General features: G+C 40.1%; 17 protein-coding genes. 12 read left to right on the forward strand and 5 right to left on the reverse strand.

Features of this window, described 5'->3' with window-relative positions; genetic code table 11:
• Positions 1-63: 63 nt before the first annotated feature.
• Together CEF22_RS04300 and CEF22_RS04305 are read left to right on the forward strand one after the other, a co-directional pair.
• A complete protein-coding gene (locus tag CEF22_RS04300; RefSeq protein WP_100401911.1) occupies positions 64-1041 on the forward strand; it encodes a permease in 978 nt (325 codons plus the stop codon).
• A gap of 10 nt (positions 1042-1051) precedes the next feature.
• On the forward strand, positions 1052-1885 hold the full coding sequence (locus CEF22_RS04305; RefSeq protein WP_100401912.1) for a TIGR03943 family putative permease subunit: 834 nt from the start codon (positions 1052-1054) through the stop codon (positions 1883-1885).
• Positions 1886-1957: 72 nt separating this feature from the next.
• Here the strand turns inward: CEF22_RS04305 and CEF22_RS04310 are convergent, their stop codons facing one another.
• The 3 genes from CEF22_RS04310 to CEF22_RS04320 all read right to left on the reverse strand — a co-directional run bounded on the left by CEF22_RS04310 (position 1958) and on the right by CEF22_RS04320 (position 5405).
• A complete protein-coding gene (locus CEF22_RS04310) occupies positions 1958-2803 on the reverse strand; it encodes an alpha/beta fold hydrolase (RefSeq protein WP_100401913.1) in 846 nt (281 codons plus the stop codon).
• Positions 2804-2879: 76 nt separating this feature from the next.
• Complete coding sequence (locus CEF22_RS04315; protein WP_100401914.1) at positions 2880-3623, reverse strand: DUF4184 family protein; 744 nt, start codon at positions 3621-3623, stop codon at positions 2880-2882.
• A gap of 198 nt (positions 3624-3821) precedes the next feature.
• Positions 3822-5405, reverse strand: coding sequence for an S-layer homology domain-containing protein (locus CEF22_RS04320; protein ID WP_100401915.1), 1584 nt, complete (start codon positions 5403-5405; stop codon positions 3822-3824).
• A 451-nt stretch (positions 5406-5856) separates the two neighbouring features.
• On the opposite strand from CEF22_RS04320, the gene CEF22_RS04325 reads away from it, so the two are divergent.
• From CEF22_RS04325 to CEF22_RS04350, 6 genes are read left to right on the forward strand one after another with little or no spacing between them, the layout of a single operon-like run.
• Complete coding sequence (locus CEF22_RS04325) at positions 5857-6675, forward strand: PHP domain-containing protein (protein ID WP_095478424.1); 819 nt, start codon at positions 5857-5859, stop codon at positions 6673-6675.
• Positions 6672-7448, forward strand: a complete 777-nt coding sequence (locus CEF22_RS04330; RefSeq protein WP_157843164.1) for a sugar phosphate isomerase/epimerase family protein — start codon at positions 6672-6674, stop codon at positions 7446-7448. The genes CEF22_RS04325 and CEF22_RS04330 overlap by 4 nt, the downstream gene beginning before the upstream one ends.
• An 18-nt stretch (positions 7449-7466) precedes the next feature.
• Positions 7467-8273 carry a 5'/3'-nucleotidase SurE gene (gene surE, locus CEF22_RS04335; protein WP_094835039.1) on the forward strand — a complete coding sequence of 269 codons (807 nt, stop codon included), beginning with the start codon at positions 7467-7469 and terminating at the stop codon, positions 8271-8273.
• A complete protein-coding gene (locus tag CEF22_RS04340; RefSeq protein WP_100401917.1) occupies positions 8266-9306 on the forward strand; it encodes an ABC transporter substrate-binding protein in 1041 nt (346 codons plus the stop codon). Before surE ends, CEF22_RS04340 begins: the two co-directional genes overlap by 8 nt.
• A 21-nt stretch (positions 9307-9327) precedes the next feature.
• Entirely contained in the window at positions 9328-11058 is a 1731-nt protein-coding gene (locus tag CEF22_RS04345) for an ABC transporter permease (RefSeq protein WP_100401918.1), read from the forward strand.
• Positions 11055-12116 (forward strand): ABC transporter ATP-binding protein, encoded by a 1062-nt coding sequence (locus tag CEF22_RS04350; protein WP_100403906.1) that lies wholly within the window; start codon positions 11055-11057, stop codon positions 12114-12116. The genes CEF22_RS04345 and CEF22_RS04350 overlap by 4 nt, the downstream gene beginning before the upstream one ends.
• 78 nt (positions 12117-12194) lie before the next feature.
• Here the strand turns inward: CEF22_RS04350 and CEF22_RS04355 are convergent, their stop codons facing one another.
• Positions 12195-12869 carry a class I SAM-dependent methyltransferase gene (locus tag CEF22_RS04355; protein ID WP_232726063.1) on the reverse strand — a complete coding sequence of 225 codons (675 nt, stop codon included), beginning with the start codon at positions 12867-12869 and terminating at the stop codon, positions 12195-12197.
• A 115-nt stretch (positions 12870-12984) separates the two neighbouring features.
• Here CEF22_RS04355 and CEF22_RS04360 point away from each other — a divergent pair, with 115 nt between their 5' ends.
• Positions 12985-13854 (forward strand): LysR family transcriptional regulator, encoded by an 870-nt coding sequence (locus CEF22_RS04360; RefSeq protein WP_232726064.1) that lies wholly within the window; start codon positions 12985-12987, stop codon positions 13852-13854.
• Positions 13855-13884: 30 nt separating this feature from the next.
• Here the strand turns inward: CEF22_RS04360 and CEF22_RS04365 are convergent, their stop codons facing one another.
• Complete coding sequence (locus CEF22_RS04365; protein WP_100401919.1) at positions 13885-14493, reverse strand: SMI1/KNR4 family protein; 609 nt, start codon at positions 14491-14493, stop codon at positions 13885-13887.
• Between the two features lie 133 nt (positions 14494-14626).
• Here CEF22_RS04365 and CEF22_RS04370 point away from each other — a divergent pair, with 133 nt between their 5' ends.
• The 3 genes from CEF22_RS04370 (at position 14627) to CEF22_RS04380 (ending at position 18521) form a co-directional block, all read left to right on the forward strand.
• The gene (locus CEF22_RS04370) at positions 14627-14875 is read left to right on the forward strand and encodes a cytoplasmic protein (RefSeq protein ID WP_100401920.1); all 249 of its coding nucleotides are present in this window, start codon (positions 14627-14629) and stop codon (positions 14873-14875) included.
• A gap of 557 nt (positions 14876-15432) precedes the next feature.
• Positions 15433-17331, forward strand: coding sequence for an endonuclease MutS2 (locus CEF22_RS04375; protein ID WP_100401921.1), 1899 nt, complete (start codon positions 15433-15435; stop codon positions 17329-17331).
• Positions 17332-17456: 125 nt separating this feature from the next.
• Entirely contained in the window at positions 17457-18521 is a 1065-nt protein-coding gene (locus CEF22_RS04380; RefSeq protein ID WP_442857352.1) for a flavin-containing monooxygenase, read from the forward strand.

Raw genomic sequence — 18521 nt, forward strand, 5'->3', positions numbered from 1 at the left:
TCTATTTTTCTTTTTCTGCATATAATAGTTTAGGTGAAAAATTTTGTTTAGGAAGGAGCAAGTATGAGTCGTTGGATACGAATCCATTTTGTTGAAGTGTTTGCTTTTATGGTGATGGTGACGGCTGTTTATTTAACTTTTCAACGGTTGATGGAAGGACAAGCGGTGACTTGGGTGCTACCTATTTCCATGCTACAGATGAATACGATCTTTTTAAGTATTCTGATTGAAGCGATTCCGTTTGTCTTAATCGGCGTGTTGATTGCAGGGGTTATCCAAATCTTTATCCAGGTGGAACAGATCGAGAAGTGGATACCAAAAAACAAATTTTTGGCTGTGTTGATGAGCTGCGTCGTCGGTGCTTGTTTTCCAGCTTGCGAATGTGGCATTGTTCCGATCGTTCGCCGATTAGTGGCTAAAGGGGTGCCTATTTATGCGGGCGTGGGATTTTTATTAACGGGTCCACTTATTAATCCGATTGTTATTTTCTCAACGTATATGGCCTTTGGAAACGATTGGGGGATAGCGGGTTTACGTATGGGCGTGGGATTTGTTGCTGCTTTAGTGATCGCTTTACTTGTGAGCTTTATTTTTAAAGGGAATCAGTTGAAGGATGAGCACGTTGCGGTTTTACCGTCGAAGCAGAAGGCGTCTTTTCCGCAGCAGCTTCTCGATATGTGTAAGCACTCGATTGATGAGTTTTTTGATATGGGCAAGTATTTAATTATCGGCGCTTTTTTAGCCGCTTTCGTGCAAACGTATGTCTCGATGCAATCGATTTTGCAGGTGGGAGACGGAGTGTTGACGATGATGGGGCTGGCGTACTTGTTATCTCTATGCTCTGAAGCCGATGCGTTCATCGGCGCTTCTTTCCGTCATGTCTTTCCGACGACATCGATCTTGGCCTTTTTAATTTACGGACCGATGATTGATTTAAAAAATACATTTATGTTGCTAAGTGTGTTTAAAGTGAGATTTGTCGCTGTTTTAATCGTAATGATTACGTTTATTGTTTGGGGATGTATTCAAGTTTTGAGCTAGGGGTGAAGAGATGAAATTTCAATCACAGCAAGCGTTTCGAGCGTTGATTCTATTAACATTCGCCTTGTTTTTGTGGCAGCTACATTATCGTGGAGAGATTTCACAGTACATTAATCCGAAGTATGAGCTATTAAGTCAACTAGCAGCCGGGCTCTTTCTATTTTTGTTTATCGTGCAATTAACACGTGTTTGGGTGAAAAAGGCTTCTTGCAGCCATCATGATTGCGATCACGATCATGGTGATTCCGACTCAAGGAGGAAAAAAATCGTCTCGTATTCTATTTTAATTTTTCCGTTAGCGACGGGATTTTTATTGCCAGCGACAACGTTGAACGCATCGATTGCTGCTAAAAAAGGGATCGCTCCGCTTCCATCGGAAAGCAGCTTCGAGGAGCAGGAGCCATTGGTCAATCTGAATGAAATGAGCGATCAAGAATACAATCAAAAGATGAACGCTCTTAATGACGATGGGGTCATTACATTGACTGATGATGTATTTGAGCCTTATTACGGAGAAATCAATGCCGCACCGAGTCAATACACTGGAAAGAAAATAAAGATGACAGGGTTTGTGTTTAAAGAGGGAGATTTCGAAAGCAATCAGCTCGTGCTTGCTCGTTTTTTAATTACGCATTGTGTCGCCGATGCCACGACGATCGGTTTTTTAACGGAGATTGAGGAAGCGGCTATTATTTCACAAGATACATGGCTAGAGATCGAAGGAACGCTTGCAATTATCTCCTATAATGGAGCAAGTATACCGCTGGTGAAGGATGTGTCATGGAAAGAGATTCCGGAACCGGCTGAGCCGTATGTGTTTCCGGTGTTGACGGTGATTCGCTAGGTGCCTGTCACTCCCCGGTTTTTGTCGAAAAAAGCCTTGCCCGGTAAAAATCAGGAAAGGCTTTTTTAATAGTTAGTTTTTAACGAAATTTGTAAAAATATCATTAAAATGTTGCTCTTCTTCCAACATCGGATTGTGACCGCTTCGTTCAAAAATGACTTTTTGAATCACAGGGTACTTCGCAACAATTGGGTTCCAAAGGGTGGTAGGAGCCACTAAGTAATCATATTTTCCTAAGCCTAACAAAATCGGTTTGTTCAGTTTGCTCAATCCATTGGTGATATCTAGTGTAGCAAACGCCTCGCCCCATAAGTAGTCAATGATTTCCATATTTGTGTAAACACCATTCCACGTGTCAGAAGCATCGAACTGGTAATCATAAAAACTCATTGCTCCCATTCGAAGGCACATATGAACAAATCTTCGCTCAGGGTCTTTTTCAATGTCACTTTGTAACAGGGCCATATGTTTATGAAGTTCAGCTGTTCTTTCTAGCTCAGCTTCTTGCTCAAAATAGTTTTGGCTTCCTTGTTGTCTTTCCATACTATTGGAGGGGGCTGAATTTAACAATACAACTTTATCGACATGTTCAGGGAATTTTTTTGCATATTCCAGCGCCATAAAAGCGTGACCGGAGTGGCCTAAAATGACGATGTCCTCAAGTTGTAATGTCGCTCGCAACTTTTCAATATCGGTTAAAATTTGATCTAGTTGATAATCTTCGCGCCCTAATGTTCTCGGCGGTCGCACAAATCCTCTATGGTCCATGAAGATGAATTGGAAATGTTGATACAATTGCTCTGAGAATAAGCGTGGGTAGTAGATGCTACTGCCAACAACTAATACCGGCTTTCCTTTTCCTTTAATACAATAGTTCAATTCAAACCCATCGCTCATCATTTGTTTATATTCGTTCATGTTTATCATCCTTTTCTTGTTTTTTGTATCACTCCCTTTCCGTCTTTTAATACCCAGATGTTTTCCATTGAACGCTCTAGCATTCTTCATCACCTCTGTTTTTGAATAAAATTGATACGATTAATAAACTCAAAATCATTGAGTCAAACAATCTCACAACGGTTGTGCCGTAGTTAAAAACTGGTTCATAGAAAATAGTGTACCATAACGCCATGATCAAGCCGCTAGTACCGATGATGGCTAACCAATAATAAAGCTTCTGTTTGCGACTTGTGGTGGTGTTTGTTTGAGGATAAAGAAAAATCGCTCTATACATTATATAGAGAAAGATCATGCTAAGCCCAAACAACGTACTTCCATGTTGCAGGATCTTAAAGATTGGGATGTCTAGTCCAATGAGGTGGACGGAATGAGTAAGTGCTGGTATTCTCTCGACCATATAGCCAGTGACATGGGTGAAAGAATCCCAGACGACATGGGTTAACATACCGAGTAAAGCCGAATATATGATGACGAAGCTTTTTTGCAATTTACTAAAAAAAGAGTAATCGATCGGCGCCTCTTGTAAAAAGGACGGCAAATGCCGATGCAATGTATCGTGTATGAGCTGATGATAAATAGGATAAAAGAGGATCACTAAAGGAAGATTGAAATAAAAGAACCCGGCCAACGTATGACCAATCACCCCATACGGCTCCCCTCTAAAAAAATACTCAAAATCTGGCGCCATACTCCCAAGCACCAACGCACTAAAATCAAACCACCTGCTCCTTCTCGGAAAAGGCAAAACAGCAGCTGGATGAGCAAACGTAAGCGGCAAAAAAATCCTCTCCTTTCTTTTCGACAGGTGCCTGTCACTCCTCGGTTTTTGTCGAATCATAGTATATATGGGTTTTGTGCTTGTTGGCAAGTGAGCTTTCAATTCATTGAATCATATGAGAAGCAAAAAAAGAGTTATTTCATAAATTGAAATCTCAATTTACGAAATAACTCTTATACTATTGATTGAAGTTTCGCTTTACTCCTCTGTACTCTCTACGTCAAAGTACACTTTTTCAATTCCTGTAACAGGAGCAGACGATGTACCCATTTTCACGGTAGAGAAAATGAGCAACGTATTGTCTTTCTCATCGTAGAACATTTTCTTCACGTTTCCGTATGTTTGAAGTTGGCCAAATGCCTCCATTGTTGAGTAGTCGTAAGCTGTGATGAGTTTGTCCCCATTCGCTGTATACAACTCGCTGTTCGCAACGTCAAAAGCAATCGACTGATAAGGCTGATCAAGCGTCGCAAAATAGGTCATGTCCGCACTTGCTGTTGCTGATGAGCGGAAGATGTGACCTGTACTATTGAATAAATATTTCCCATCCGGTGAAATCGTTAAATCTTTATTCAAATCATAATCGCCGTGATATGGTGAGCGTTGTTCTTCACCTAACACTCCAGCAGTGATCGAATAGGTGCTCATCGTTCTTGGAGAAAGAGCAGTAGTTATTTCATAGATTCGTTGCTGAGTTGGATGCATTTCTATCAATGCTTTGTTATACATCATTTGGGAGCTTAATTGTTTCCCTGTTGCGCTATCATAGCTTGCAAAGCTTGAATGTTGTCCCGATCCCGGCGAAATATAAACAATGCCATTTTCATCCGCTTCAATATCATATGGATCAAGGTCAATATCGATCAGTTTTTCTTGTGTCATCGTCGTCGTATCAATGACCGCAAAGGCGCCTTGTTGATCTTCATCAAACCAGTGTGGGCTATGCTTGCCCTTTAATTGCGTTACATATAATTTATTGTTCGCATAGGCGATACGTTCTGCTGGTAACGTTAATTCGACTGATTCGATTTCATACGTATCGTAATTTAATGCCACCACTTCATTTGAACTGCCGTCTAAAAGATAGACAACTGGCTCTGTCGGATGCATCTCATAATCCAGAGCATATAGATCAAATAAAGCTTCTAAATACGTATCCGCTACTTCGGCATTTTCCGGTTGAAAAGCCGGTTCGATAATGCGAGCCATAAAGGCTGAGAACTGGGCACGATCAATCGTTTTCCCTGGTCGGAACGTTCCATCATTATATCCAACCGTAATGTTGTTCGCTGCTAATGCGGAAATATGCCAATAGGCAACGGATGATTTCGATACATCGGAAAAGCCTTTCGGGAAGATACCACCTAACTCATAAGCTCGAACAAGAATAATTGCCATTTCTGCACGAGTTAATTTTCCCCTAGGGTCAAAGCGGTTATCTCCTTTTCCAGAAATCACACCAAGCGCTACCGCTTTCGCTACATCCTCATAGCCGCGGTCTCCAGGTTTCATATCGATAAAATTCGGGTCCGGCACTTGATCAAGCTCTGGTTTCATTTCGCGCATCAGCATTTGCACAGCTTGCACTCGAAGAATTGGTTCATTCGGACGAAACGTTCCATCTGAATAACCGAAAATGACTCCTTGCCCCGTTAAAAATTCGATTTCCTTTTTAAAACTAGATACATCTTTAAAAGCGGTTGTCGCTGCTTGACTAGAATAAGGAAACATGAAACCAACTACGAGCCAAGCGACAACACATATTAATAAAAATCTCTTCATCTAAAACTCCCTTTCTGAAAATAGCTAGCTCGTATTATATAACACTTTAAAAAAATATACACTAAGTAATTTTTCATTTTCTCCCAACCAACACGACGAAATTAAAATATTTATAGACACAATCGACATCGTAAAAGCCGTTTTCTATTGAAAGTAGGTATGTCGCTTCCTAGCTTTTGTCGAATCATAGTACAGCTTAAATTGTATTTCGTTTCAATAACATACATTTTTTAATCATCTCAAAAAAGGATTTGTATATTAATAGTTTGTTAATTATTTACATTACATTTACATAATCTATGGAAGTGGCGGTTTATTCACGTTTATTTTTAGTTGTTTTATCCTTTTTTCTTAATAAATTCTAAACATACTATTAACTGTAGATTTATTCGCTATTCATAAATCTTTTTTAACATAGTAATTAGATTTGGAGGAAGAGGGAGGGAAACGTTTGGATTTACATATTCATTCCATTTATTCAGATGGGCACTGGACGCCAGCTGAAATTGTAAAAGAGGCGAAAGACAAAGGAATTGAGATGATCGCTATTACGGATCATGATGCGCTTGAAGGGTATGAAGTCGGTCTTAAAGTAGCAGAACAAGAGGGAGTTAAGCTAATTTCAGGAATCGAACTGAATACCGATGGTGAACTGGGTGAGATGCATATATTAGGTTATTTATTTGATGCGAAACACCCAAGAATTATCGAACATGTTCAATGGCGAAAAAATGAAAGATTAGCATGGGGAAGAAAGATTGTTGAACAGCTTCAACTACTAGGGTATTCCATCTCTTTTGATGATTGTGTAGAACGGGCCGGTCAAGGTGTACTCGTTAGAACACACATAGCAGAAGAGCTTGTGGAAACTGGTTATTTTCACGATCAACAAGCAGCTTATGACACATTATTGCGTAAAGGGCAACCAGCTTACGTTCAACGAGAAGCTTTTTCAGCCATTGATGCCATCAACCTCATTCATGATGTTGGTGGACTAGCTTTTTTGGCTCATCCAGGAATTTATTCATTTGAAGTACCTTTAGATATTTTGTTGAAGCATCGGTTAGACGGTATAGAAGTATATCATTCCAAACATACAGCAGAAACGATAGCGTATTGGTTGGAAGTAGCGAATAAGAACGATTTGTTAATATCCGGTGGAAGTGATTTTCATGGGCCCCATTCACGAAATCCTTACCCGATAGGCAGCGTGAAGATTCAGCCTAGTATTCAGCTTGAGCAATGGGAAAGGAGAATGGCGAAAAGATGAAATTACTTTTTGCTTCAACTTTGGCTTGGTCTTATCCAGTAGATGTAGTAATGAAAGTGGCGAAAGAGGAAAAGTTTTTTGGGGTAGAAGTATGGGCTGAACATATATGGAACTATGGGACCGCTCCTAAAAAAATTGAAGATACAAAGAAAGAACTCGATCTGGCGTTAACGATGCATGCGGCTAGCTGGGATTTAAATCTTTGTGCGCTTAATTCTGGTATTCGTCAACAATCGGTTGAAGAAATTAAGCGTTCGATCGAATTAGCCATCAAAATAGGGGCGGACAATATTACGTTTCACCCTGGAAAGATGACTTTGCCTTCTTTTTTGGTTTCTATGCATGAAGAATTATTAATTGAATCACTAGATGAGCTTGTTCGATTTGCTAGAAGAGAGGGAGTAACGCTGTCGCTTGAAATGATGGAATGGAAAACGAAAGAGTTTGTCACAGAGCCTAATGTTTTAAAAAGAGTGATTGACCCATTCATTCCACATTTAAAAACAACTTTCGATGTAGCTCATATTCCTCTTCATCAAGATATTCGGGAAGTTTGGGCGGCTACACCTAATGTGGGGAAAATTCATATTAGCGATGCCACGCAAGACAAGCTCCATCTTCCTTTAGGAGTGGGAAGTATTAAAGAAGATGCGTTACATTTTTTCTTACATACGGAAGAACTTCCGGTTGTTATAGAAGGGTTTGATCGTTCGAAAGAATTAACGTGGTTAAAGAAAAACTTAGATTATGTTAAGCAAGGCAGTTTAGTGTAAATGAATGGAGATGATACTTTGAAAATTTTAGTAACAAATGATGATGGTATTTTTGCGCCTGGCGTTTCTGCTTTAGTTGAAGTATTGCAGCACTTCGGTGAGGTGTATGTAGTATGTCCGGATCAGGAGCGGAGTGCAGTGGGGCATTCGATTACATTAAGAACACCATTAAAAGCGAAGCCTATTGATATTTTTCCAGGGGTTAAGCAAGCGTGGGCAGTGAATGGCACCCCTGCTGACTGTGTAAAGCTAGGCATGGAAGTTTTATTAAAAAATCCACCGGATATTTTGTTTTCGGGTGTGAATCTTGGGCCTAATCTTGGAAGAGATTTGTACTATTCTGGAACAATGGCTGGAGCGGTAGAAGCCTCTCTTTATCACATACCTTCTGTTTCGATGTCCTTGAATGCTTTTAATGATGTAAAGGTAAATTATCATAAAGTGAAACAACTGATCTATGATGTAGTTGAGACAGTCATCAGAAATAAAATCCCTAAAGGCGTCTTTTTAAATGTTAATTTACCTAATTTGTCAAAGGAATTATGTAAGGGGATCGCGACGATTCCTTTAGATATGAATGTTTCACGCTATCGTTATGTTGGTCTGAATGATCCACATGGTCAAGTTTATTTTTGGTTAAAGGATGAGTTGAGTCAGTTATCGGAATTTGATGAAGAGAGTGATTATGCCAAGCTAAAAGATGGCTATATTACCGTGTCACCAGTAGAATTTCGGACTCATCAAAAACGAAAGCAAGAACAAATCCAACGTTGGTTTCAACAAGCACATTTAAGTTATGACAGGGAGGAAAAAACAAATGCGTAAATTATTTATGATGATGATGGTTTTAGTATTTGCTGTTGTAGTCGCTGCATGTGGGAATAAAGAAGAGAAAAAATCAGAAAATGAAACGAAAAATACAGATGGTAATTCTGAAGTAGCTGGCACTCTTAATTTTTATACATCACAGCCAGATGCTGATGCGCAAGCGCTAGTGGATTCTTTTCAAAAGAAATACCCAGATGTGAAAGTGGAAACTTTCCGTTCAGGAACAGAAGAAGTCATCTCCAAAATTCAAGCAGAAAATTTAGCTGGGGATATTCAAGCGGATGTGTTGCTAGTCGCTGATTCAGTTACATTTGAAAGTTTAAAAGAAGAAGAGCTTCTTATGTCCTATCAATCCCCTGAAGCGAAACAGCTTCCAGAAGCTTTTGTTGATCCAGACGGAACATATGCAGGAACGAAAGTAATGGCAACTGCATTAGTCGTCAATACAAACGAAGTGAAGGATGTACCAGATAGCTGGACTGTTTTATCAGAAAAAGGGTCTAAAGAAAAAGCTATTATGCCAAGCCCATTTTATTCAGGAGCTGCGGCTTACAATGCGGGAGTTTTTTCTAGACAAGAATCGTTTGGCTGGGATTTTTATAAGAGTTTAAAAGAAAATGGAATGAGTGTTACAAAAGGAAACGGTGGCGTACTTGAAGCAGTCGCTACTGGCGAAAAGTCTTATGGTATGGTAGTAGACTTTATTGTTGCTAGAGCGAAAAAAGAAGGTTCTCCTGTTGAATTAGTGTACCCGAAGGAAGGGGTACCTGTTATTACAGAACCAGTAGGAGTAATGAAAAATACCGACAATGAAGCAGCGGCAAAAGCGTTTATTGACTTCGTTCTTTCTGAAGAAGGACAAGAATTAGCGGCGGAATTAGGGTATACACCAATTCGTAAAGGAATAGCCGCTCCAGAAGGGTTGAAAACAATAGAGGAACTAACGGTATTAGAAGCTGACACAGCGGAACTTCTTAAAGCGCGCCAAGAAGATAAGAAGCAATTCGGAGAAATTTTTGGACAACAATAATTTGGAGAAGGGAAGAGGGCAATGATTGCCGACAATCAACTTGAAGAAAAGAGAATGAGAGGGCTGCCCTCCTTCTCTTTATTATTAAATAAAAAAAATATCTTTTTCACGATTGGTTTTCTATTAGTCATTTTATTCTTTGTTGTACCCGTCCTACGTTTGATTTCCCTTAGTTTTGTGGAAGAAGGGGCGATTACCCTTAATCATTACACCGAAATCTTACGAGAAAAAGCGACATGGTCTACGATTCAAAATACGATATATATTGTGTTTGGATCGACTATTTTGTCCCTTAGTTTAGGGGTGTCTCTTGCTTGGATTGTCGCTTATGTCAATATTAGTGGGAAGAAGTGGATGCAGCTGTTTATTTTTCTTCCATTCATTATTCCTTCATACATAACGACGTTAGCTTGGATTCAATTTTTCAGCAAAAATGGTTTAGTTTCAACGATGCTACAAGGTATTCCACTCCCTAATTTATACAGTATGGGAGGGATCATCTTTATTCTTGGTATCTCTCATTATCCGTTAGTGTATTTGTTTACAGTCAATGTGTTTCGAAAAATTCCTAGGGAGTTAGAAGAAGCGGCGAGGACATCTGGAGCCACTAGAGGCATGATATTTAGAAAGGTTATTTTTCCTTTAGCTTTACCAGGGATTGCTAGTGGAGGGTTACTAGCCTTTTTAACCAACCTTGATAATTTTGGTGTGCCTGCTTTTTTAGGTATTCCAGCGAATATACGAGTGTTAAGCACTTATATATATGAACAAATTGTCGGGTTTGGACCGTCAGCTTTCTCTAGAGCAGCTGTTCTTTCTGTTCTGTTAGGGGTCATCGCCCTTACTGGAAGCCTCATTCAATGGCTGCTTTTGAAGCGGAGTCGAGTGACGGAAACGGTAACGAGAGATATGGAGCCGAGAATTTATTTATCTACTGCCCGTAAAAGAATGGTTGAGTTTGGTGTTTGGACCTTTTTGCTCGTGACTAGTTTAGTGCCGTTTTTATCAATGGCGGCGACTTCTCTCATTAAAGCCTATGGACTTTCGTTTAAACTTGAAAATCTATCGCTTAAAAATTATCAATATGTCTTTTTTACCGACCCGAAGGCGATGTCATCACTATCTACTAGTTTGCAATTGGCGCTCTTTTCGACGATTGTTTGTGTAGTAATTGGAACACTTTTGGCGTATTTACGATATAAACAACCGAGTGTTGGAATGAAAATAACGGAGTTTTTTATTACGATTCCTTATGCTTTACCGGGAACCGTTTTTGCACTTTGTATGATCTTTGCATGGATCCAGCCCATTCCAGGCTGGAATCCAGGAATTTATGGAACGGTTTGGATCTTGTTTATCGCTTATGTAACTAGGTTTTTAATTTTGCAAATTCGTGGAAGCTATACGGCTTTATTACAAGTGGACCCGTCTATTGAAGAAGCGGCGAGAACATCGGGAGCGCAAGGTTGGGTGAAATGGAGAAAGATCCTTTTGCCATTAATTTTTCCAGGACTAATCGGTGGCGCTTTATTAGTATTTTTGATGGTGTTAACAGAATTAACGGTATCGAGCTTGCTATGGTCTACTGGCTCAGAAACGATTGGAGTGGTCATTTTCAATTATGAACAAGCCGGTTATACGACCTATTCAACGGCCTTTGCTAGTGTCATTGTGTTAGCGATTTTACTTGGTGGCATCTTATTTATATTGTTCAGCAAATTATGGGAAAGAAAGGTGATGAAGAGCAAATGATTCAAGTTCACCAACTAACAAAAAATTACGATTCTTTCACAGCTCTTCAGTCTGTAGATTTACAGATTAATAAAGGGGAATTTGTTGCTATTCTCGGCCCGTCTGGTTGTGGAAAAACGACTTTATTAAAGTTGTTAGCTGGTTTTATGAAGCCAACGGACGGAGAAATCGAAATGGATCATCAAATAGTAGCGTCAAAAAAACAGTTGATTCCTCCAGAAAAAAGAAATATCGGGATGGTTTTTCAATCCTTTGCTTTATGGCCGCATATGACAGTGTATGAGCATATTCAGTTTCCGTTGTTACATCACCATTATGTAGCGAAGGAATTAAAAGCGGATGTCGATCGTAGAGTGCGAGATGTGCTGAAGTTAGTTGGGTTAATGGAAATGGCGGATAGGTATCCAGCAGAACTTTCGGGAGGACAGAAGCAAAGGGTCGCTTTTGCCCGAGCGGTTGCTCCTCTCCCGCATCTATTATTAATGGATGAACCACTGAGTGCGTTAGACGTAGAACTGCGCATGGAAATGAGGAAGGAAATTCAAAACATCCATAGAAAAACAGAAGCTTCAATTGTTTATGTAACACATGACCAAGGGGAAGCCTTAGCGATGGCTGATAAAATTGTCGTTATGAACAACGGGACAATTGAGCAGGTTGCTTCTCCGGAAATCATTTATTCGAGGCCGGAAACAGAATTTGTTGCTACTTTTGTAGGGAAATGTAATCTCGTAAAAGGGACGTGGGAGAAGGACTTTTTTATACCGGAAAAAGCTCCTTATGAGAAATGGCTCGATACGGGCGTTTCGTTACAATTAAAAAAGAAAGGAATTTATCCTATTCGCCCAGAACAATGGCAGCTAACAAATAACAGTCATTCTGCACTTCAAGGCACGATCACCTTTGTCCAATATCAAGGGAAAGAAATTCATTATACCGTTGAAGTAGAAAATGAAACATGGACGATTCATGAATCTGTTCATTCCCCACGCTACTCTATCGGTGATCAAGTCGGTCTAACGATAAAAACAAATGAGCGGGAGCTACTGACTGTCTAATTTGAATAGGATCGAAAACCTAAAGCTAGCCCTACGTTGCATCAAGCAGCGAGGGGCTAGCTTTGGGTAATTGAGGGTTTACTTCTTCCCGACCAACACGACAAAATTAAAATATTTATAGACACAATCGACGTCACGGAAGCCGCTCTCCGTTAACCAATCAAGCTGTTGCTGTAAGGTTGACATTCGATCAAGTTTTGTTCGTTCACGAGCTTCATCAAGCTGTTTCGGCGTCAAACCGCTTGCCGAAATTTTTTCCCACCAATCTTGCTTATACATAGAATCGATGGACGGAGTATGACCAAGTACTTGATCGGCATTGATAAAGATGCCACCTGGATTCAACCATGTGTATACATTTTGATATAGCTTTCTTTTTTCCTCATCGGACAGATGATGAATCGATAAAGAGGAGATGATGATATCGAATGTTTGCTCGAACTTGTATGTCGTGTAATCGGCTGTTACGTAATCGATTTCTTCATCTTGGAAACGCTGTTTGGCGACTTCTAGCATTTTTTCCGAGAGATCAATCAAGGTCAGTTGAGCTTCAGGGAATTTCTCTTTCAAATAAGCGGAAATTAGCCCTGTCCCTGCGCCAATATCTAAAACGGTTGGCTGTGTTTTATCACTTTCAATGAGCGAGATCGGAATCGAGTAAAAATCATCAAAGCAAGGAATTAATTTTTTCCTTTGTTCATCATAAGTCGCTGCATGTTCATTAAATTTCTTCAATACTTGTTCTTTCATCATATCCAATTTCCCCCTTAAACTATTATTAAGTAAAGGATACATGATTTGGTATATAATGAAAATGAATAAAAAAACGATCGATTGATAACGGAGTGTTATTAAAGAGAAAGTAGGGATGATGGTGGAGATGAAGTGGCTACGAACGTTTATTAGTACGGCGAAGTATGAGAACTTTCGCCAAGCGTCGGATGAACTATTTTTAACGCAGCCCGCCGTAAGTAAACATGTGAAGCGGTTGGAGCAACAGCTCGACGTGAAATTATTTGATCGAGTGGGGAAGCACGTTATTTTGACAGCGGCTGGAGCAAAATTTTTACCGATTGCGAAGAAGTGGATCGCCACATATGATGAAGGAATCGAGGAAATGGAGACGTGGAAAAAAGGGGTTCATCGGCTACTGAAAATTGCCGTGGCTCCGCAAATTGCCGCATCGATGTTGCCATCGATCTTAAGCCGATTTATGGCGGTGCATCCAGAAATAGAAGTGGTCATCGATGTCGTGCGCTCCTTTGACATCGGCAAAAAAGTGCGAAGTGGACAAGTGGATATCGGTTTATCACGAATGGAACCATGGGAGAGTGAAATCTATTATGAAATTATTCACGAAGACCCCGTCGTTTTAGTCGCTCCATATGATGAAGAGCAGAGGGCGATGACCGAAGCAGAGGTATTACAAACGTATCGTTTATTAATAGATAATCACCCGACTTACTGGGAAGAGCTATTGCCGATGATTAGACAAGTGCAGCCATCCATTCGCACGTTGTCTGTCACGCAAATGGATGTGACGAAACGACTAATTGAGCAAAGACTTGGCATCTCCTACTTGCCATTATCGATGGTGCAAGAAGAGCTACATCGAGAGAAGTCTATGATCATCCCAGCAACACACATTCATCCACCGACCTCACTCACTTATTTTATGACTAAAATCGTGACAGCGGAAATCGAGGAGTTTGCTAACGTGTGGAAAGAAAACAGCTAGAGCCGTATAAGGCTCTAGCTGTTGTATGTTTCAATCAAATTCTTCTTCATCCAGTTCTTCCTCTTCCAGATAAATAAAATCACCGTCAATAAGATTCTGTAAATACTCATCAAAGCTGTTTGCAATCACTTCATATTGATCAGGGTCGTGTAAAAAGCGAATGATTTGACCGCACACACCTTCATCAGAAGGGTTAAAATCAATATAGAGTCTTGATGAACCCCCATTGTTCATACAGTCTGAAAAATGAATATACGTCCCTGGGAGAAGTCCTTCCCGATTTATCTTAGGGTCAACAGCCTCCTCGTCATCTTCGTATTCTAAAAGATAGGAGACGTCTTCTTCCTCTTTTGAACTTTCAAGCATCTGCTGTGTAGACAGTAAATAGTATGGATATCCATCTTCTTCGACACCTGAGCCTAACATACAAACCGCAATTTCGTTATCTCCATATTTCCGCCAGTATGTACCATCAATATTTTCAAGTAGACAGATAAGTGATTCGGGACAATTTGGATATTTTGACTTTAATGTAGCAATATCCTCTTTTGTAGCACCGCACGCTGTATTTAGTTCCCCGAGTTCATCTGTTGATAACGCTGATCTCAAGCCATTTAAAAATGTGTTTACTAAATCCATTATTTCATCCTCCTAATAATTGGGATGTCTGACTATCAGTACAGAAGATTATTTCACTTTTCTCCAAAGCCTTATTGTTCCTCGTATGCTATTCTATTATGTTAGTATAATAACACAAAAGGAGCGTGAGATTATGAGTGAAGAGCAGTTACTTACGGTGTATCGTTTTTCTTCGCATAATAAGGAAGGGCTAGAGAAGGATACGGTATGCGGTTGTTTTCATTGCTTAAAGGTGTTTCATCCGTCTGAAATTGAGGACTGGTGGGATGATGAAGATACAGCGGTTTGCCCTTATTGTGGCATTGATTCGGTTATTGGCGAGAGTTCAGGCACTAAAGTGACAGAGTCGTTGTTAAAAGAAATGCAGGAAATGTTCTTTTAGTAAGTAGGAACTTTACATATTTTTCATCATAGAGTATGATAAGCGTGGAAATGAATTTTTATCATATTAATTTTGAGAGGTGAACTTTGTGAGTGCCGTAGAATCTAACTAGGATAAAACTGAATGAAATAAACGTGATAAAAAAGGGATTTGATACCCTTCGTTTTGTCATGGGTTTATTTCAGTACCTATGAAGATACCTACTGTACTTTACAAAGTGTGTAATGATGGGAGAGAAAGGCGATAAAAAATGATCGTTTCTTTCGTGATTCTCTTTTTACACAAGCCTTGTATAGATAAAGTCGTGGGATCGCCCCACGGCTTTTTTGTCGTTTGAATAACGGAATAAATGGTGGAATGGAAGTCGGCTCCACTTTTAAAATTGGCTAGTTCCAGGCGCCATCGGCTCGAGGTCATAAGCCCATCCGTCCAAAAGGTTAAAGAACAACCTTTCAGCCGGTTGTTCTTATGCTTGTCGCCGATAGACGGGAGCCTTCCACTTTTAAAGTCTTAGGTATCTTCTTGCCCATGGATTAACCAGCGTGAGGAGAATAGATATGAATACAATGACATTTGAGAAATTGCAATATAATGAATTGAAGGAAACGGTGAAGTCTTATTGTGTGAGTGGATTAGGGAAGAAGCTGCTTGATCAGCTACAGCCAAGTGCCAATCAGAAAGTGGTGCACAATCGACTCACTGAAACGACAGAAGCACGGAGAATCATTGATGCAGAGAGTCATGTGCCATTTGTCGGTGTGTCGAACGTCGAACATCTTATTGGAAAGCTTGAAAAAGGAATCATTTTGGAACCGACGGAGCTAGTTCACCTCGCTGATTTTTTAAGAGGCTGTCGAAAATTGAAGCAGTTTATGCTAGCGAAAGAATTTTTTGCGCCGATGTTAAGTTCGTATGCTCATTCGATGTCTGAATTCCTTCACATTGAGGAAGAGATTCAATTTGCGATTAAAGGAAGCCGAGTTGATTCAGCCGCAAGCAAAGAATTACGTAGAATTCGCAAGCAGATAGAATCTACTGAAGGAAAAATTAAAGAGCGATTGAATAAATTTCTAAATAGCTCAGGCAACCAAAAATATATTCAAGAATTTTTTATTAGCGAAAAAGATGGGCGGTATACGATTCCGATTAAATCTTCGTTTAAAAATCAAGTGGCTGGCACGGTTGTTGAACTGTCTGCAAAAGGGACGACTGCTTTTATCGAGCCAAGTACCGTGACGAAATTAACGGCCGAGCTAGCGACGTTGAAAGCAGAAGAAGCAGTGGAGGAATATCAAATTTTAGCGACGCTATCGGGGATGCTTCTAGAGCAAATAAGCAAGATCAACATCAATATCGAGTTGATTAGTCAATATGATTTAGTGTTTGCGAAAGCGAAGTTTAGCCAGCAAACGAATGGGATCGAGCCGAAAGTGAACAGTCATGGATATACGAAGCTCATCAATGGCAAACACCCGCTCTTGCAAGGGGAGGTTGTGCCGCTTAATGTGGAAATCGGCAGCGAGTATCGCAGTTTAATTATTACAGGGCCTAACGCCGGCGGCAAAACGATTGTGTTGAAAACGATCGGGCTATTGACGCTCGCTGTAATGTCGGGCTTTCATATTGCCGCCGATCCAGAGACAGAAGTGTCTATTTTTGAGAAGGTGTTCGTCGATATTGGCGATAATCAAAGTATCGAAAATGCACTAAGTACGTTTTCTTCGCATATGAAAAATATGTCCGATATTATGGGAGCGGCGAACCATCATACGTTGTTGCTCTTTGATGAGATCGGCAGTGGAACGGAGCCGAATGAAGGAGCGGCACTGGCGATTGCGATTTTAGATGAGTTTTATCATAAAGGCTGTATCACGGTGGCAACGACTCACTACGGTGAGATTAAGCGATTTTCCGAGAGGCATAGCGACTTTATGAATGCGGCGATGCAATTTGATAGTGAGACGTTAGAGCCTAAATATCGGCTAATCATTGGTGCGGCAGGAGAAAGCAATGCCTTATGGATTTCGAAAAAAATGAAGCTGCCGGACAATGTATTAGAGCGGGCTAAAAACTATATCGACAATAAGGAGTATCGTTTCGATCGGGTACACGAAAGTAAAATTAAAAAGCCGCCAATTACTTCGACGAAAATAGCAGAAACGTATGAGTATGTTAAAGGTGATAAAGTCATGCTACTAGACTATGACGATGTGGCGATTGTTTATAAAGAGAAAGATTCTTTCTACAATCTCACCGTACTTTATCAACAAGAGCTGATCGAAGTGAATGTAAAGCGAGTGAAGCTAGAATTAAAGGCGAGCGACCTTTATCCAGAAGGATACGATTTGGATACGTTATTTATCGCTTACAAAGATCGTAAGCTTCAGCACGACATCGAGCGCGGATCAAAAAAGGCATTAAGGAAGATTCAAAAAGATATAAGAAATAGAAATTAATGAAGAGGACGGTGTAGTCAGGATATGGCTGCACCGTTTTATTTTACCAAAATTTTGATTGACATCATCTGAAAAATAGAATAAATTAATACATGAACATATGATCATATATATAAAAGGGAGGGATGAGTATGAAATATGAGGTTGTGATTATCGGCGGTGGGCAAGCTGGACTTGCGATGGGATATTATTTAAAGAAAAGGAATACATCATTTATGATTCTCGATCAGGCACAAGAAACAGGAGCGTCTTGGAAAGAGCGATACGATTCACTAACTTTATTTACGCCGCGCGCCTACAGTTCTTTGCCGGGTTTGAAGTTACAAGGGGATCAGGAAGGGTATCCAACAAAGGATGAAATAGCCGAGTATTTATCATCTTATGCAAAGACATTTTCTCTCCCTATCTGTCATCACACAATGGTGCAAAAGTTAGTTCAAGTGAAAGAGGGCTTTCAAATCATAACGAATCAAGGGGACTTCTTTACACAAAAAGTTGTTGTTGCGATCGGACCGTTTCAAAAGCCTTTCATTCCAGCGTTTTCAACCTCGCTTTCTGACGATGTGTTGCAACTGCACTCTTCTCAATATAAAAATACGGCGCAGTTAAAAAAGGGTTCTGTTTTAGTCGTAGGTGGAGGGAATTCAGGTGCACAAATTGCGGTCGAGCTCGCTAAGGAAAGGAAAGTGTATTTCTCGGTAAGTCATCAACTGAAGTTTCTTCCGTTACAAATTTTCCGCAGAAGCCTTTTTCGCTGGCTAGATGTATTTGGGGTTTATCGCGCGCCTGTTCATTCAAAAATGGGGCATTTTATAAAGAAACAACCAGAACCGATTATGGGATTGGAGTTGAAAAGATTATTGAAACAAGAGAAGATGATATTGAAGCCAAGAACGACAGCTGTCCAACAAAATCAGTTTATGTTTGCTGATGGAAGCGAAGTGAAGGTGGAAAATGTGATTTGGTCGACTGGATTTCGCTCGGATTATCAGTGGATTGACATTATGGGAGTTTTAGATGCAAATGGAACACCGCTTCATGAAAGAGGCGTTACAGCGATTGACGGATTATATTTTCTCGGATTGCCTTGGCAATTCAGTCGCGGCTCAGCCTTACTTCAAGGCGTAGGAGCCGATGCACAGTACATAGATCAACATATAATAAGAGAAGAATTATCAAGGGGGAAGTAA

The sequence above is a fragment of the Bacillus sp. FJAT-42315 genome, assembly GCF_002797375.1.
GTDB lineage: Bacteria > Bacillota > Bacilli > Bacillales > Domibacillaceae > Bacillus_CE.

What these genes read in the sequence shown, in the direction of transcription:
- CEF22_RS04330 (WP_157843164.1), top strand. Translation starts at nt 6,672, where the DNA reads ATGAAATTACTTTTTGCTTCAACTTTGGCTTGGTCTTATCCAGTAGAT.
- CEF22_RS04365 (WP_100401919.1), bottom strand. Translation starts at nt 14,493, where the DNA reads ATGGATTTAGTAAACACATTTTTAAATGGCTTGAGATCAGCGTTATCA.
- CEF22_RS04360 (WP_232726064.1), top strand. Translation starts at nt 12,985, where the DNA reads ATGATGGTGGAGATGAAGTGGCTACGAACGTTTATTAGTACGGCGAAG.
- CEF22_RS04310 (WP_100401913.1), bottom strand. Translation starts at nt 2,803, where the DNA reads ATGAACGAATATAAACAAATGATGAGCGATGGGTTTGAATTGAACTAT.
- CEF22_RS04345 (WP_100401918.1), top strand. Translation starts at nt 9,328, where the DNA reads ATGATTGCCGACAATCAACTTGAAGAAAAGAGAATGAGAGGGCTGCCC.
- CEF22_RS04375 (WP_100401921.1), top strand. Translation starts at nt 15,433, where the DNA reads ATGAATACAATGACATTTGAGAAATTGCAATATAATGAATTGAAGGAA.
- CEF22_RS04305 (WP_100401912.1), top strand. Translation starts at nt 1,052, where the DNA reads ATGAAATTTCAATCACAGCAAGCGTTTCGAGCGTTGATTCTATTAACA.
- CEF22_RS04340 (WP_100401917.1), top strand. Translation starts at nt 8,266, where the DNA reads ATGCGTAAATTATTTATGATGATGATGGTTTTAGTATTTGCTGTTGTA.
- CEF22_RS04320 (WP_100401915.1), bottom strand. Translation starts at nt 5,405, where the DNA reads ATGAAGAGATTTTTATTAATATGTGTTGTCGCTTGGCTCGTAGTTGGT.
- CEF22_RS04380 (WP_442857352.1), top strand. Translation starts at nt 17,457, where the DNA reads ATGAGTATGAAATATGAGGTTGTGATTATCGGCGGTGGGCAAGCTGGA.
- CEF22_RS04300 (WP_100401911.1), top strand. Translation starts at nt 64, where the DNA reads ATGAGTCGTTGGATACGAATCCATTTTGTTGAAGTGTTTGCTTTTATG.
- CEF22_RS04350 (WP_100403906.1), top strand. Translation starts at nt 11,055, where the DNA reads ATGATTCAAGTTCACCAACTAACAAAAAATTACGATTCTTTCACAGCT.
- CEF22_RS04355 (WP_232726063.1), bottom strand. Translation starts at nt 12,869, where the DNA reads ATGATGAAAGAACAAGTATTGAAGAAATTTAATGAACATGCAGCGACT.
- CEF22_RS04370 (WP_100401920.1), top strand. Translation starts at nt 14,627, where the DNA reads ATGAGTGAAGAGCAGTTACTTACGGTGTATCGTTTTTCTTCGCATAAT.